This window comes from Parasphingomonas caseinilytica (genome assembly GCF_036663755.1).
GTDB lineage: Bacteria > Pseudomonadota > Alphaproteobacteria > Sphingomonadales > Sphingomonadaceae > Sphingomonas.
The window spans coordinates 657,861-672,494 of the sequence record NZ_JAXOJL010000001.1 but is presented as its reverse complement, the minus strand read 5'-3'; the positions used below and the strand labels follow the sequence as shown (position 1 = coordinate 672,494).

At 67.0% G+C, this 14,634-nt stretch carries 16 protein-coding genes; 12 read left to right on the top strand and 4 right to left on the bottom strand.

Features of this window, described 5'->3' with window-relative positions; genetic code table 11:
• The first annotated feature begins 5 nt into the window (after positions 1-5).
• From U1738_RS03135 to guaD, 10 genes are read left to right on the top strand one after another with little or no spacing between them, the layout of a single operon-like run.
• Positions 6-1,343, top strand: a complete 1,338-nt coding sequence (locus U1738_RS03135) for a pyridoxal-phosphate-dependent aminotransferase family protein (RefSeq protein WP_332788212.1) — start codon at positions 6-8, stop codon at positions 1,341-1,343.
• Positions 1,343-2,224 (top strand): allantoinase PuuE, encoded by an 882-nt coding sequence (gene puuE, locus U1738_RS03130; protein ID WP_332787558.1) that lies wholly within the window; start codon positions 1,343-1,345, stop codon positions 2,222-2,224. Before U1738_RS03135 ends, puuE begins: the two co-directional genes overlap by 1 nt.
• Entirely contained in the window at positions 2,221-2,601 is a 381-nt protein-coding gene (gene hpxZ / locus U1738_RS03125; protein ID WP_332787557.1) for an oxalurate catabolism protein HpxZ, read from the top strand. Before puuE ends, hpxZ begins: the two co-directional genes overlap by 4 nt.
• Positions 2,598-3,071 (top strand): 2-oxo-4-hydroxy-4-carboxy-5-ureidoimidazoline decarboxylase, encoded by a 474-nt coding sequence (gene uraD, locus U1738_RS03120; RefSeq protein WP_332787556.1) that lies wholly within the window; start codon positions 2,598-2,600, stop codon positions 3,069-3,071. The genes hpxZ and uraD overlap by 4 nt, the downstream gene beginning before the upstream one ends.
• Complete coding sequence (locus U1738_RS03115) at positions 3,068-4,489, top strand: FAD-dependent oxidoreductase (RefSeq protein WP_332787555.1); 1,422 nt, start codon at positions 3,068-3,070, stop codon at positions 4,487-4,489. Before uraD ends, U1738_RS03115 begins: the two co-directional genes overlap by 4 nt.
• Positions 4,486-4,824 (top strand): hydroxyisourate hydrolase, encoded by a 339-nt coding sequence (gene uraH, locus U1738_RS03110; RefSeq protein ID WP_332787554.1) that lies wholly within the window; start codon positions 4,486-4,488, stop codon positions 4,822-4,824. Before U1738_RS03115 ends, uraH begins: the two co-directional genes overlap by 4 nt.
• Positions 4,814-6,229, top strand: a complete 1,416-nt coding sequence (gene xdhA / locus U1738_RS03105) for a xanthine dehydrogenase small subunit (protein ID WP_332787553.1) — start codon at positions 4,814-4,816, stop codon at positions 6,227-6,229. Before uraH ends, xdhA begins: the two co-directional genes overlap by 11 nt.
• Positions 6,222-8,510, top strand: a complete 2,289-nt coding sequence (gene xdhB, locus U1738_RS03100; protein ID WP_332787552.1) for a xanthine dehydrogenase molybdopterin binding subunit — start codon at positions 6,222-6,224, stop codon at positions 8,508-8,510. The genes xdhA and xdhB overlap by 8 nt, the downstream gene beginning before the upstream one ends.
• The gene (gene xdhC, locus U1738_RS03095; RefSeq protein ID WP_332787551.1) at positions 8,497-9,405 is read left to right on the top strand and encodes a xanthine dehydrogenase accessory protein XdhC; all 909 of its coding nucleotides are present in this window, start codon (positions 8,497-8,499) and stop codon (positions 9,403-9,405) included. Before xdhB ends, xdhC begins: the two co-directional genes overlap by 14 nt.
• Positions 9,402-10,691: a guanine deaminase gene (guaD, locus tag U1738_RS03090; protein WP_332787550.1), complete on the top strand. Its 1,290-nt coding sequence runs from the start codon at positions 9,402-9,404 to the stop codon at positions 10,689-10,691. Before xdhC ends, guaD begins: the two co-directional genes overlap by 4 nt.
• Before the next feature lie 90 nt (positions 10,692-10,781).
• Here guaD and U1738_RS03085 read toward each other — a convergent pair whose 3' ends face one another.
• Positions 10,782-11,459 carry a prolyl hydroxylase family protein gene (locus U1738_RS03085; RefSeq protein WP_332787549.1) on the bottom strand — a complete coding sequence of 226 codons (678 nt, stop codon included), beginning with the start codon at positions 11,457-11,459 and terminating at the stop codon, positions 10,782-10,784.
• 98 nt (positions 11,460-11,557) lie between these two features.
• Positions 11,558-12,094: an RcnB family protein gene (locus U1738_RS03080; protein ID WP_332787548.1), complete on the bottom strand. Its 537-nt coding sequence runs from the start codon at positions 12,092-12,094 to the stop codon at positions 11,558-11,560.
• A 120-nt stretch (positions 12,095-12,214) separates the two neighbouring features.
• On the opposite strand from U1738_RS03080, the gene U1738_RS03075 reads away from it, so the two are divergent.
• Entirely contained in the window at positions 12,215-12,736 is a 522-nt protein-coding gene (locus U1738_RS03075) for a hypothetical protein (RefSeq protein ID WP_332787547.1), read from the top strand.
• Here the strand turns inward: U1738_RS03075 and U1738_RS03070 are convergent.
• On the bottom strand, positions 12,708-13,259 hold the full coding sequence (locus U1738_RS03070) for a (2Fe-2S)-binding protein (RefSeq protein ID WP_332787546.1): 552 nt from the start codon (positions 13,257-13,259) through the stop codon (positions 12,708-12,710). The two genes, U1738_RS03075 and U1738_RS03070, sit on opposite strands and share 29 nt — an antisense overlap.
• Before the next feature lie 101 nt (positions 13,260-13,360).
• Here U1738_RS03070 and U1738_RS03065 point away from each other — a divergent pair, with 101 nt between their 5' ends.
• Positions 13,361-14,161 carry a DODA-type extradiol aromatic ring-opening family dioxygenase gene (locus tag U1738_RS03065; RefSeq protein WP_332787545.1) on the top strand — a complete coding sequence of 267 codons (801 nt, stop codon included), beginning with the start codon at positions 13,361-13,363 and terminating at the stop codon, positions 14,159-14,161.
• Here the strand turns inward: U1738_RS03065 and U1738_RS03060 are convergent, their stop codons facing one another.
• Positions 14,162-14,626: a cupin domain-containing protein gene (locus U1738_RS03060; protein WP_332787544.1), complete on the bottom strand. Its 465-nt coding sequence runs from the start codon at positions 14,624-14,626 to the stop codon at positions 14,162-14,164.
• Between the last annotated feature and the right edge of the window lie 8 nt (positions 14,627-14,634).

Below are 14,634 nucleotides of genomic sequence, written 5' to 3'. Positions count from 1 at the left end.
TGTTGATGGGGCCGGGCCCGGTCAACGCGCATCCGCGCGTGCTGCGCGCGATGTCGGCGGATCTGCTCGGGCAGTTCGACCCCGAGATGACGGCGTATATGAATCAGGTGATGGCGCTGTATCGGCCGGTGTTCGGGACCGAGAACCGCTGGACCTTCCTGATCGACGGCACCGCGCGCGCGGCGATCGAGGCGAGCCTGGTGTCGCTGGTCGCGCCGGGCGACACGGTGCTGGTGGTGGATTTCGGGCGCTTCGGGTTGCTGCTGACCGAGATCCTCGAACGGATCGGTGCGATGATCGAGACGGTGAGTGCGCCCTGGGGGCAAGTGGTGCCGATGAGCGCGATTGCCGATGCTATTGCGCGGGTGAAGCCGAAGGTGGTGGCGACGGTGCACGGCGATACCTCGACCACGATGGCGCAGCCGCTCGACGGGCTGGGCGATCTGTGCCGGGCGGCGGGCGCGCTGTCCTATGTCGATGCGACGGCGACGTTGGGCGGCATGCCGATCCTGACCGATGCGTGGGGCGTGGACGTGGTGACAGGGGGCTTGCAGAAGTGCCTCGGCGGGCCGTCCGGGTCGGCACCGATCACGGTTTCGGACGCGGCGGCGGAGCGGATCTTCGCGCGGCGGCATGTCGAGAAAGGCATCAGGCGCGACGATATCGTCGACGGGGCAGGTTTGCGGATCGGATCGAACTATTTCGATCTGGCGATGGTAATGGATTATTGGTCGGAGAAGCGGCTGAACCACCATACCGAGGCGACGACGATGCTGTACGGCGCGCGGGAATGCGCGCGGGTGGCGCTTGGCGAGGGGCTGGAGGCGCGGTTCGCGCGGCATGCGGCGGCGGGCCGCGCAGTGGTCGCGGGCGTGCGGGCGATGGGGCTGACGGTGTTCGGCGACGATGCGCACCGGATGACCAACGTGACCGGCATCGTGATCCCCGAAGGCGTGGATGGCGAAGCGGTGCGGCGGCGGATGCGCGAGGATTTCGAGATCGAGATCGGCGCGGCGTTCGGGCCGCTCCAGGGGCGGATCTGGCGGATCGGCGCGATGGGCTACAATGCGATGAAGCATAAGGTGCTGATCACGCTGGGGGCGCTGGAGAGCGTGTTGCGGGCGGAGGGGTTTGTGGTGCCGGCTGGGGCCGCGGTGGATGCGGCGCTGGAGGCTTGGACTTCTTCTAGCCCCTCCCCTTCAGGAGTTTGGCCGCAGCCCTGTCCCCCGGACAGGGCCAAGAGCGGCCAAACTGGATTGGGGTGGGGCCGTGCGGCTAAAGCAGGCGCGGGTCTCGGTGAGACTTCCCCCACCCCAACCCCTCCCCTGAAGGGGAGGGGCTAATGGATCGCGACCTTGTCGGTTACGGCCAGCATCCACCCGATCCGCGTTGGCCGAATGGCGCACGGGTCGCGGTGAATTTCGTGATCAATTACGAGGAGGGGGCGGAGAATAGCGTCCTCAATGGCGACGAGCGTTCTGAGGCGTTCCTGTCCGATATGGTCGGCGCGGCCTCGCATCCGGCGCGGGCGATGGCGATGGAGAGTTTGTACGAATACGGTTCGCGTGCAGGCTTCTGGCGGCTGCACCGGCTGTTCACCGCGCGGCGGGTGCCGGTGACGGTGTTCGGCGTGGCGGCGGCGCTGGATATGAACCCGGAGGCCGTCGCGGCGATGCAGGCCGCGGAATGGGAGATTGCGAGCCACGGGTTGCGCTGGATCGACTATCAATATGTGCCGGAAGACATCGAGCGCGCCCATATCGCCGAGGCGATCGCGCAGCACACCCGGCTGACGGGCGCGCGGCCGCTCGGCTGGTATCAGGGGCGGACTTCGCCCAACACGGCTCGATTGGTCGCGGAAGAGGGCGGGTTCCTCTACGATGCGGACAGCTATGCCGACGATCTGCCCTATTATGATCACCGGAACGGCAAGGCGCAGTTGGTGGTGCCCTATTCGCTGGATGCGAACGACATGAAGATGGTGTCGTTGAACGGCTTTACCGAGGGCGTGCAGTTCTTTCGCTATCTTGTCGATACGTTCGAGCAATTGCGCGAAGAGGGCGGGCGGATGATGTCGGTCGGCCTGCACGGGCGGATCGCCGGGCGGCCGGGACGGGCGTTGGCGGTGGCGCAGTTCCTCGATCATGTGCTGGACAGCGGCGACGCGTGGGTGGCGCGACGGATCGATATCGCGCAGCATTGGATGGAGGTGCATCCGGCATGATCCTGGACGATCCCGTGTCGCTGGCCGAGGTGACGGCAGCATTTCAGGCGTACGAGCGCGCGCTGATGTCCGATGACATTCCGGCGATGGATGCGCTGTTCCACGATGCGCCGACCACCAACCGCTATGGGGTGGGTGAGGTGTTGTACGGCATCAACGAGATCCGCGAATTCCGCAAAGGGCGGGGCGGCTCGCCACAACGTCGGCTCGGGCGGGTGGCGATCACGGTGTACGGGGATAGCTTTGCCACCGCCGATGCCGAATTCTTTCGCGAAGGCAGCGATCGGCGTGGACGGCAGACTCAGGCCTGGGTGAAGTTCGCAGATGGCTGGAAGGTCGTATCGGCGCATGTCTCGCTGGAAGGGACGACGTCTTGAACGACGATCCGGACGCCTTCATCCGCCGCTACGGCGCGCTGTTCGAGCATAGCCCGTGGGTGGTGCGGCGTGCCGTTGCACGCTTGCCGATGGGCGATGCCTATGCGGGGATGATGGCGGTGGTGCATGACGCCACTTCGGAGGAGCGGCTGGCGTTGATCCGGGCGCATCCGGAGCTGGCCGGCAAGGCGGCGGTGGATGGATCGCTGACCGAGGCTTCGACGGCGGAACAGGCGTCGGCCGGGCTGGACCGGTTGACCCAAGGAGAGTTCGATCGGTTTCATGAGTTGAACGCGGCTTATGGCGCGCGGTTTGGGTTTCCGTTCGTTATTTGTGTTCGGATGACAGACAAGGCGGGCATTCTCGCGGCGATGGCGGCGCGGCTGGAGAATGATCGCGAGACCGAGATCGCCACGGCGATCGAGGAGATCGGCAAGATCGTGCGCTTGCGGCTGGATCTGGTGGCATGAGTCTCGCCGACCTCGAAGCGCGGGTGGCGCATGATCTGACGATGCTGGATCATCATGCGCCGGATTGGGTGCGGGCGCGTGATGACGTGATCGACGTCGTGATCGTCGGCGGCGGGCAGAGCGGACTGGGTGCGGCGTTCGCCTTGCAGCGCGAGCGGGTTTCGAACGTGTTGGTCATCGACGAGAATCCGGCCGGGTTCGAAGGGCCGTGGGACACCTATGCGCGGATGCGGACGCTGCGCACGCCGAAACAGTTGACGGGCATCGATCTGGGCGTGCCATCGCTGACGTTTCGCGCGTGGTGGGAGGCGCAGCATGGCGCCGACGGCTGGGAGGCGCTGGGCAAGATCGCGCGGGCGGACTGGATGGCGTATCTGCGCTGGTATCGGCGGGTGCTGGATCTGCCTGTGCGCAATGGAGTGCGGCTGGACCTTATCACGCCGCTGGCGGGCGGAGTGTACCGGCTCGACCTCAGCGATGGATCCGTGCTGACCGCGCGCAAGGTGGTGCTGGCGACGGGCATTCAGGGGGGCGGGCAATGGCATGTGCCGCGCTTCGTGTCCGAGGCGTTGCCGCGTGGTCGCTATGCGCACACGTCGGAGACGGTCGATTATGGCGCGCGTAAGGGCAAAAGGATCGCGATCCTCGGCGGCGGCGCGTCGGCGTTCGACAATGCGGCGGCAGCGCTGGAAAGCGGGGTGGCGGCGGCGCATGTCTTCATCCGAAGGGCGGAACTGCCGCGCGTTAACCCGATCCGCTTCATGGAGCGGGCCGGGGTGATGCCGCGCTTCCCGGCGCTGGACGATGCGACCAAATACGAGATCATGGCGAGCTTCTTCGATCGCAATCAGCCGCCGACGAGCGATATGTTCGATCATGCGGCGTCGTTCGCCGGGTTCGCCTTGCATAGCGGAAGCCCGTGGCTGGAGGTGGCGGAGCGGGACGGGGCGGAGCGGGACGGGGTGGTGAAGGTGACGACGCCGAAGGGGGTGTTCGATTACGACTTCCTCGTCCTGTCGACCGGGTTGGTGACCGATCCCGCGCTGCGGCCAGAACTGGCGCTGGTGGCGGACGGGATCGCGCGCTGGGGGGACCGGTATGCCGCGCCCGCCGGGATCGCCAATAAGGTGATCGATGCGCATCCCTGGCTTGGGCCGGATTTCCGCTTCCAGCCCAAGCGGCCTGAAGATGCGGCGGCGCTGCACGGGCTGTTCGCGTTCAATTATTCCGCGTTAATCAGCCATGGCCTGTCGGCGTCTGCGCTGTCGGGGTTGAAGTTCGCGTTGCCACGGCTGGCGCGGGGGGTGGCGGATCAATTGTTCCTCGATGACGGGCAAGCGATCCTGGCCGATTACCATGCGTTCGACGAACAGGAGTTCGTGTCCGTCTGGCCGGCGGCGCGGGAGGCGGCGGCATGAGCGGGCTGACCACGCATGTGCTGGATACGGCGCTCGGCAAGCCGGCGGGCGGCGTGGCGGTGCGGCTGTTCCATGACGGCGCGCTGATCGCTTCGGGCATGACCAATGCCGATGGGCGGTGCCCGGAACTGCTCGGCGGTCGCGCGGTTGGCGTGGGGCGCTATGCGCTCGAATTCTCGGTGGCGGACTATTTTCGCGCAGGCGGCGTCGCGCTGGCCGATCCGCCGTTCCTGGATGTGGTGCGGATCGATTTCGGCATCGCGGAGGCAGGCGCGCATTATCATGTGCCGCTGCTGGTCAGCCCCTATGGCTATTCGACCTATCGTGGCAGCTGAAATCCGCTTCCTGCTCGACGGCGAGATCGTGTCGGTGGCGGCGGGGGCGACCGACAGCGTGCTGGATCTGCTGCGCTATCGGCTGCGTCGGACGGGCACGAAGGAGGGGTGCGCCGAGGGCGATTGCGGGGCTTGCACGGTTCTGGTCGGCGAACTGGCCGGCGATGATGTGCGCTGGCGGGCGGTGAATGCGTGCATCCTGTTCGTGCCGATGCTCGACGGCAAGGCGGTGAAGACGGTGGAGAGCCTGTCGGCGGACGGCGATCTGCATCCGGTGCAGCGCGAGATGGTGGAGCGGCATGGGTCGCAATGCGGTTTCTGCACGCCGGGCTTCGTGATGTCGCTCTATGGGCGGAGCATCGGCGCGGCGGGGACGTGCGGCGTGCCGGTGGCGGATGTGATCGCGGGCAATCTGTGCCGGTGTACCGGCTATGGCCCGATCCTGGATGCGGGCGCGGCGGTGCCGGTCGGGGTGAGCGACGACCGGGCGGTGGCGGTGGCGTTGCGCGGGCTGGAACGGTCGGCGGCGGGGGCGGACTGGTTCGCGCCAGCGACGGCGGACGAACTGGCGGAATTGCTGACCCGGCATCCCGGCGCGCGGATCGTGGCGGGGGCGACCGATGTCGGTTTGTGGGTAACGAAGCAGCACCGTGATCTCGGTACGGTGGTCTTCATCGGCGATGTGGCGGAGCTTCAGCGGATTGCGGAAAGCGATGATGGTCTGACGATCGGGGCCGGGGTGCGCTATACCGATGCGCGCGCGGCGCTTGGCCGGTTGCATGGCGATCTGGACGAGCTGGTGCGGCGGATCGGCGGATTGCAGGTGCGCAATTCGGGGACGATCGGCGGGAATATCGCTAATGGATCGCCGATCGGGGATATGCCGCCGGCGCTGATCGCGCTGGGCGCGACGCTGAAATTGCGGCGTGGGGAGCAGCGGCGGACGCTGCCGCTGGAGGATTTCTTCCTGCGTTATGGCGCGCAGGATCGGGCTGCGGACGAGTTCGTTGAAAGCGTGTTCGTGCCGCGCCCGGCGGCGCAGACGATCGTGAAGATCGTAAAGCTTTCCAAGCGCTTCGATAGCGATATTTCCGCGGTGTGCGGGGCGTTCGCGATCACGGTGGTGGACGATGTCGTGTCGGCGGCGCGAGTGGCGTTCGGGGGGATGGCCGGGACGCCGAAGCGGGCTGTTGCCTGTGAGACGGCGCTGGTCGGGCACCCCTGGTGCGAGGCGACGGTGGAGGCTGCGGCGCTGGCGCTGGCGGGGGATTACCAGCCGCTCGACGATGTGCGCGGGTCCAGCGCGTATCGGTCGCTGGCCGCCGCCAATCTGTTGCGGCGGTGGTGGGCGGAGCAATCGGGGCAGGCGGTGAGCGTGCTCGATCCGGCGCTGGCCGATGGCTGAGGTCGGCGCGCCGCTGCGGCACGATAGCGCGGAGGCGCATGTCGCCGGGCGGGCGATGTATATCGACGATATCGCAGAGCCGCCGGGCATGCTGCATCTCGCGTTCGGATTGGCGGCGGATGGGCATGCGCGGCTTGGGTCGATCGATCTGGCGGCGGTGCGGAGCGCAGGCGGCGTGGTCGGCGTGTATGCCGCCGCCGATATTCCGGGGATCAACGATGTCAGCCCGGTGAAGGGCGACGACCAGCTGTTTGCGGACGGGGAGATTCTCTATCCCGGCCAGCCCTTGTTCGTGGTGGCGGCAACGAGCGTGGAGGCGGCGCGGCGCGCGGCGCGTCTGGCGGTGGTGGAGACGGAGCCTTTGCCGGCGCTCGTCACCATTGCTCAGGCGATGGCGGCGGGATCGGTGATCGAGGACACGCAGCGCATGGCGCGGGGCGATGCCGAGGCCGCGTTGGTTGGCGCGCCGCATCGGATCGCGGGCGCGCTTGAGATGGGCGGGCAGGAGCATTTCTACCTCGAGGGGCAGGTCGCCTTGGCCACACCGGGCGAGGGGGGGCAGATGCATGTGCTGTCCTCGACCCAGCATCCGAGCGAGGTGCAGCATCTGGTCGCCAAGGTGCTGGGCCTGTCGCATGCCGACGTGACGGTCGAGGTGCGGCGGATGGGCGGTGCGTTCGGGGGCAAGGAGACACAGGCGGCGGCCTATGCGGTGGCGGCGGCCTTGGTTGCGGCGAAGACCGGGCGGCCGGCGAAGATCCGGGCGGATCGTGACGACGACATGATCATGACGGGCAAAAGGCACGAATTCTCGGTCGGCTATGACGTCGGGTTCGACGATGCGGGGCGGATCGCGGGGATCAGGATCGAACTGGCGTCGCGTTGCGGGGCGACATGGGATCTGTCGTCGGCGATCAACGACCGGGCGATGTTCCATGCCGACAATTGCTACTGGCTGCCGGCGGTGGAGATTTTGAGCCACCGGCTGAAGACGCATACCGTTTCGAACACCGCCTTCCGGGGGTTCGGCGGGCCGCAGGGGATGTTGGCGATCGAGCGGGTGATGGATGCGATCGCCAGCCATCGGGGGCTCGATCCGCTGGCGGTGCGGCGGGCCAATCTCTACGCGCCGGGCCGGGATGTGACGCCGTATCACATGACCGTGACGGACAATGTCGCGCCGGACCTGATCGACGCGCTGGCCGAGCGCGCGGGATATGAGCGGCGGCGGGCGGCGGTGGCCGAGTTCAACGCGGCGAACACGGTGCTTAAGAAGGGGCTGGCGCTGACGCCGGTGAAGTTCGGGATCAGCTTCACGACGACGCATCTCAACCAGGCGGGCGCGCTGGTGCTGGTCTATGCCGACGGGTCGATCCAGATCAATCATGGCGGCACGGAGATGGGGCAGGGCCTGATGACCAAGGTGGCGCAGATCGTGGCCGACGTGTTCGCGGTTCCGGTCGCGCGCGTGCGGGTGACGGCGACGCGGACCGACAAGGTGCCGAACACGTCGGCGACGGCGGCGTCCTCGGGCGCGGACCTGAACGGCATGGCGGCGTTCCGGGCGGCGGATGCGGTGCGCGGGCGGCTGACGGATTTCCTGGGCGAGCGGTTCGGGAGTGCGCCGGGGGATGTGCGGTTCACGGCCGAGGGCGTGGTTGCCGGGGAAGAAATGCTGCCGTTCGATGCGGTGTGCCGGATGGCGCATCTGGCGCGGATTTCGCTGTCCTCGACCGGTTTCTATGCGACGCCGCATATTCAGTACGATCGGGCGACGCACAGCGGCCGGCCGTTTCTGTACTTCGCTTATGGTGCGGCGCTGTCCGAGGTAGTGATCGATACGCTGACCGGGGAACACCGGGTACTGGCGGTGGACATCCTGCATGACGTCGGCAAATCGCTCAATCCGGCGATCGATCTCGGGCAGATCGAGGGCGGGTTCGTGCAGGGCATGGGCTGGCTGACGACCGAGGAGCTTGTGTACGACGATCGCGGACGACTGCTCAGCCACGCGCCGTCGACCTACAAGATCCCGACGGCGAGCGACCGGCCGGCGCGGATGGATATCCGGCTGTGGGAAGCCGGGCGGAATGTCGAGGCGACGATCCACCGGTCGAAGGCGGTGGGCGAGCCGCCGTTCATGCTGGCGATTTCGGTATTTTCCGCGCTGACGGCGGCGGTGGCGGCTGCTGCTCCGGGGAAAGGGCTGCCGAGGCTGGATGCGCCTGCGACGCCGGAGCGGGTGCTGGCTGCGGTGGGCGAGTTGCGTGGCCGTGGCTGAGTGGGCCGATCTTGTGCGTGCCGCTTTCGAGCGCGAGGCGGTGGCGTTGGTGACGGTGCTGGCGACCGAGGGGTCCGCGCCGCGCGGGGCGGGAACTCGGATGGCGGTGACGGCGGCGGCGCTGGGCGGGACGATCGGCGGCGGTGCGCTGGAGCATCGGCTGATCGCGCAGGCCCGGGCGATCCTGGCGCATCCGGCGGGGACGTGGCGGATGCAGGATTATCCGTTGGGGCCGCTGCTGGGGCAATGTTGTGGCGGGCGGGTGCGGGTGCTGGTGGAGCGGCTGGCGGAGGTGGATTGGGTTGGTGCTGTCGAGGGCGGTGTTGTCGTTCATAGCGAGTTGGCGTCGAACCAAGTCCTGCGCTTCTCCGGCGCAGGCCGGGGAAGCGTTGGGGCGAGGGGGGCGCTTCCCTTTGTGGGTGATGCCTTTATCGAGCCTTTCGAAACGCTCGGCACGCCGCTGCTGTTGTTCGGCGCGGGGCATGTGGGGCGGGCGATTGCCGGCATGATCCCCGGCCTGCCGCTCAATCTGGCGTGGTTCGATTGCCGCGAGGAGGAAGCGCGGCATCCGGGCGTCATGCTGTCGGACGAGGCGGCGTTGGTCGCCTGTGCCGGGTCGGGCTCGGCCGAGACGGCGGTGGTGATCGTCACGCATGACCATGCGCTGGATTATCACCTTGCGGCGGCGGCGCTGCGGTCGCCGGCGCGGTTCGTGGGGCTGATCGGATCGCGGACCAAACGGGCGCGGTTTCTGTCGCGGTTGGCGGCGGACGGTGTGGATGCGGCGCGGCTGGCCTGTCCGATCGGTTTGCCGGGGATCAGCGGCAAGGAGCCGGCGGTGATCGCGGTGGCGGCGCTGGCGCAGATCCTGTCGCTGCGGAGCGTGGCGGCGTGACCTTGCGGGCGTATCGCGCGGAATTGCTGAGTGTGCCGGACGATCCGGCGCAGGGCGGGACCGTGCGGCATCATGCCGACGGGTTGCTCGTGGTCGAGGACGGGCTGGTCGTCGCGTTCGGCGATCATGCTGAACTGGCGCCGCGCTTCGCCGACGTGCCGGTCGAGCGGATCCATGGGTTGATCGTGCCGGGCTTCGTCGATTGCCATGTCCATTATCCGCAGACCGACCGGATCGCGGCACATGGCGCGCAATTGCTGGAATGGCTGGAGCGGCACATCTTTCCGGCCGAGGCGGCGTTTGCCGACCGGGCGCATGCGGACGGGGTGGCGGCGTTCTTCCTGGACGAATTGTTGCGCAACGGGACGACGAGTGCGCTGGTGTTCGCGACGGTGCATGCGCAGTCGGTGGATGCGTTGTTCGAGGCGGCGCTGGACCGCAACATGCGGATCGTTTCGGGCAAGGTGCTGATGGACCTCGGGCCGGACACGCTGCGCGACGATGTGGCGAGCGGTCGGGCGGACACGGAGGCGCTGATTGCGCGGTGGCGGGGGCGCGGGCGGCTTGGCTATGCGGTGACGCCGCGCTTCGCGTTGACGTCGTCCGATGCGCAACTGGCGGATGCGGGCGATCTCGTCGCGGCGCATCCGGATGTGCTGATGCATACCCATCTGGCCGAGAATGTCGGCGAGTGCGCGGCGGTGGCGGCGCGGTTTGCGTCGGCGCGGGATTATCTCGACGTGTACGATCGCTTCGGGCTGGTTGGCCCGCGATCGGTGTTCGCGCATTGCATCCATATGGACGATCCGGCGATGGCACGGATGGCGGAGGCGGGTGCGGGGATCGCATTCTGCCCGACGAGCAATTTCTTCCTCGGCTCCGGTCTGTTCGATCTGGCGCGGGCCACGGCGTGCGGGGTGAAGACCGGGATCGGCACCGATGTGGGGGCGGGAACGAGCTTCTCGCTGCTGGCGACGCTTGGTGAGGCGTACAAGGTCTGCCAATTGCGCGGCGACAGCCTCGATCCGTTCCGGGCACTGTATCTGGCAACGGCGGGCGGAGCGAAGGTGCTGGGGCTGGGCGACCGGATCGGCGGATTGCAGCCGGGGCAGGAGGCGGATTTCATCGTGCTGGATGCGACTGCTACGCCTTTGTTGGCGCGGCGGACGGCGGGGGCTCCGCTGCGCGATCGGCTGTTCGCGTTGCAGGTGCTGGGGGATGATCGGGCGGTGGCGCGGACTTATGTGGCGGGGGTGTTGGGCTGGGCGCGGGATACAATACCCTAACTCCACCACCGTTCGGGCTGAGCCTGTCGAAGCCCAAGCGCTGCGCTTGCCCTTCGACAGGCTCAGGGCGAACGAGTTTTGTGCTGGGACTTACCCCCTCAGCCAACTCCCCTCGCGGAACCATTTCGTGACGATGTACTTCGTGCCTTTCACCACCGGCATGCCTTCGTGGAGCGTGGCGACGTTGGGGCTGCCATCTGGATTCATATTGTTCCATGCGAGCAGCAGGCCGCGCTTGGGGGCGACGCGGATGCCGGCCTGGGGGAACCAGGTCGCACCGCCCTCCGGCACGTCGTTGAGGTAGATCATCGCGGTCCAGGTGCGCTGCCCGCCAGCCTCGACTACCTTGTCGTAATAGCTCTCACCAGCGTGGAAATAATCGTGGTGGGCGCGGAATTGCTGGCCGGGGGCGTAGCGCTGGCCCTGCATCGTCTCGCCATGGCTGGCGTCGATGCCGAGCAGAGCGGCGATCGCCTCGTCGGTCGGGCGCACGTCCGGCGACCAGCGATCCATGTCGCAGCTTTCGGAGGTGCGGAAGGCGGCGTCGGGATTGGTGCTGAGCAGGGTGGAGGGCCGGCGGTTGGCGTCGATCATCTTCACCAGCGCGGCACATTGCACGGGATTGAGGAAATCCTGATGATGATAGATCTGCGCGACGTCGACCTTGGCGCGCTTGACCGCCGGATTGGCTTCGAGGCGGCTGGAGGTGAATTCGCCGGAGAGGCGGCGGACGGGCGATGCTGCCCCGGCTTTCTGAGCTGCGGTCATGACGGGGCGCACTGTGCCGCCGCGACCCCAAAAGGCAAGGCCCGCCGGATATTCTCCGGCGGGCCCGACCCTGACGAAACCTCAATCTTCGACGACGCCTACCAGAAGATGTCGTAGACCGTATCGACGACCTCACCGGAATAGACATCGACGAGTAGCGCATCGTTGTAATAGCGCACCCAGCGATATGGGCCGTAAGCCTCCGGCAGGCCGTAATAATACGGATCCTCGATCCAGTAATTGTTGGCGAACAGGCCGGCATTCAGTGTGAAGCCGATCGTGAAGCGGCGATAGCCATAGTTCCAACCGTGCGGCGCATAATAACGCGGCAGATGGAACGCGTTGCGATCGTACTGCCGGCGGCGGCTCCAGTCGTAGCGATTGTCGCCGCGCCAGTCGCGATTCCACGCGCCACGATTATTGCCGCCGCGATCGGCATAGCGGTTGTCGTTGCGACCCGCATTGCCGCGCCAATCGTTGCCGCGATTGCCATTGTTCCGCCAATCACCGCCACGATTGTCGTTACCGCGTACGTTGCCACCGCGATTGTCGTTACCGCGCCAGTCGTTGCGGCGATCCGGAGTGCCGCCGCGATCCCCGCGATAGCCCGGCACGCCCTGAACGTTGGGGTTCACGCCGCGATCGCCGCGATCGCCACGCCATTGGCTCCCGCCTTGACCGTTGCCGCCGCGGAAATCCGGACGGCCGCCGCGATTCTGATCGGGGTTGAACTGGGCCTGTGGCTGCGGGCGCGGTTGATCGACCTGTTGCTGGGGCCGGGGCTGCTGGGCCTCGTTCTGTCCGCGATCGGGGCGGTTGCCGCGATTCCAGCCCCCACCACCATTATTGCCGCGATCGAAACGCGGCTGATCCGGACGGGGCTGTTCCGCACGCGGTTGTTCCTGACGCGGTTGTTCGGCGCGTGGTTGTTCGGCACGTGGTTGTTCGGCACGTGGTTGTTCGAAACGGGGCTGCTGCTGACGGGGCTGCTCGGCCTGGGCATCAGCGCGTGCCTCCATCCGTGCCTGACGGTTGCTGCGACCATCGGCACCGCGATCCACGTCCTGCGCAAGCGCGACGCCCGGCACGAAGGCGGTTGCGGCCAGCAGGGCCGAGATAAGGGAAATGCGCATTCACGTTTCCTCGAAAGAACGCCGGCACAAAGAGTTGGCCGGTCGATAGGCGTGTTGTGCGCTATTGGCGATGAGCCGCTTCTGAACTGTGCTGTCAGCGATCAGAAAGGATTGGTTACTTGTGCGTGTCTTGCGAGGGTGTGAGCGCAGGCACGCGCCGGGCCGCATCGGCAGGATCGATTCCGGGTGGGGCACCGGCGGCGATCGTCTCGTCGCCGCGCTGCACACGCGCCGCCGCCAGTACCGCCTCGACTATTCGCGGGTACGTGCCGCAGCGACACAGATTGGTGATGCCGGTGCGGATGTCGTCTTCGGACGGATTGCGATTCTTCTTCAGCAGCACCGATGCCGCCATGATCATGCCGGGGATGCAGAAGCCGCATTGCGGCACGTTGTGCGCGATCCAGGCGAGCTGCACCGGATGATCGCGTTCGCGTGACAGGCCCTCTATCGTGGTGACGAAGCTGCCCTCGATCGCGCCGATCGTCGTCTGGCAGGCGTGCACCGCCTCGCCATCCACATTGACGGTGCAGGCCCCGCACTGGCCGTTGCCGCAGCCATATTTGGTGCCGGTGAGGTTGGACGCATCGCGCAACGCCCAAAGCAGCGGCGTGTTCGGGTCCATGCGATACTGGACCGGCTGATTGTTGACGGTGAAACGGGTCATCGGGTGGCAGCTTAGGCGAAGGCGGGTGGATCGGCCAAGCGAAACGACGTGTTTCCGTGGTGATGATTGTCGTCGATCCCTGGCGCGCCGATATCCGCTGCATGACCCTTCCCACCCTCTTCATTCCGCATGGCGGCGGCCCTTGCTTCTTCATGGACGGAAGCGGCGGCCCGCCCGATCCGATGTGGCGCAAGATGCAGGCGTATCTGGCCGGGCTGATCGCGTCCTTGCCCGAACGGCCCAAGGCGATCCTGATGGTGTCCGGTCATTGGGAGACGCCGGAGGTGACGCTGAATGTCGGGGACGGGCAGCCGTTGATGTATGATTATTACGGCTTTCCCGAACATACCTATCACCTGCAATGGCCCTCGCACGGCGACGCCGGCGTGGCGCGGCGGGCGGCGGATTTACTGAATGCGGCGGGCTTCGCGACGGCCGAGGAGGCCGAGCGGGGCTGGGATCACGGCGTGTTCATCCCGATGATGGTGGCGGTGCCGGGGGCGGATATACCGCTGGTGCAGATGAGCCTGCGCCAGGATCTCGACCCGGCGGCGCACATCGCGATCGGGCGGGCGCTGGCCCCGCTGCGCGACGAAGGCGTGCTGATCATCGGATCGGGCATGAGTTTCCACAATCTGCGCGCGCGTGGGCCGCAGGTGACGCCGGTGGCGGACGAGTGGGATGCCGCGCTGACGGCGGCGGTGACCGAAGCCGATCCTACGCGTCGGGCGGAGCGGGTCGCGGCATGGGACGGACTGCCGCACGCCCGGTTCGCGCATCCGGAGGCCGAGCATCTGTTGCCGCTGATGGTCGCGCTGGGGGCGGGCGGCGATGATGCGGCGGTGCGCGACTACCGCGACGTCGTGCTCGGCTGGGTGGTGAGCGGGTATCGGTTCGGTTGATCATTTTCGCGCGTTGCGGGGATCGTCCTGTGGCCTGATGTATTTGATCGTGAAGGGGCCGGTGCCGTTGACTTGGATTACCGCAGGGCTGTTGGTCGTCCAGACCGAATGCGGCATGTCCGGCGGAAGATAGACGAAATCGCCCTGCGCGACGGCCTTTCCGGCGGCCTTCTGGAACGTCCGGCCCATGCCATGATACAGGCGGCCCGAGATGACGGTGATGTTCTCCGCTGCCGGATGGGTGTGGGGCATGACGACGTAACCGGGCGGCATCTTGAGACGGAATGCGAAGGGGCCGGGCTTGACCGGATCGCCCGCGATCAGGGCGAATTGCGCGCCCTTGGGCAGGGTATCCGGTGCCGGGCCCCAGGCAACCGCCGCCTGCCGGACGATATTAAACTGCTGCGCCACCGCCGCCGTCGCGACGATTGCCACCGCCGAGATCAGGCCGATCGCTCGTAACATTTTGGTCT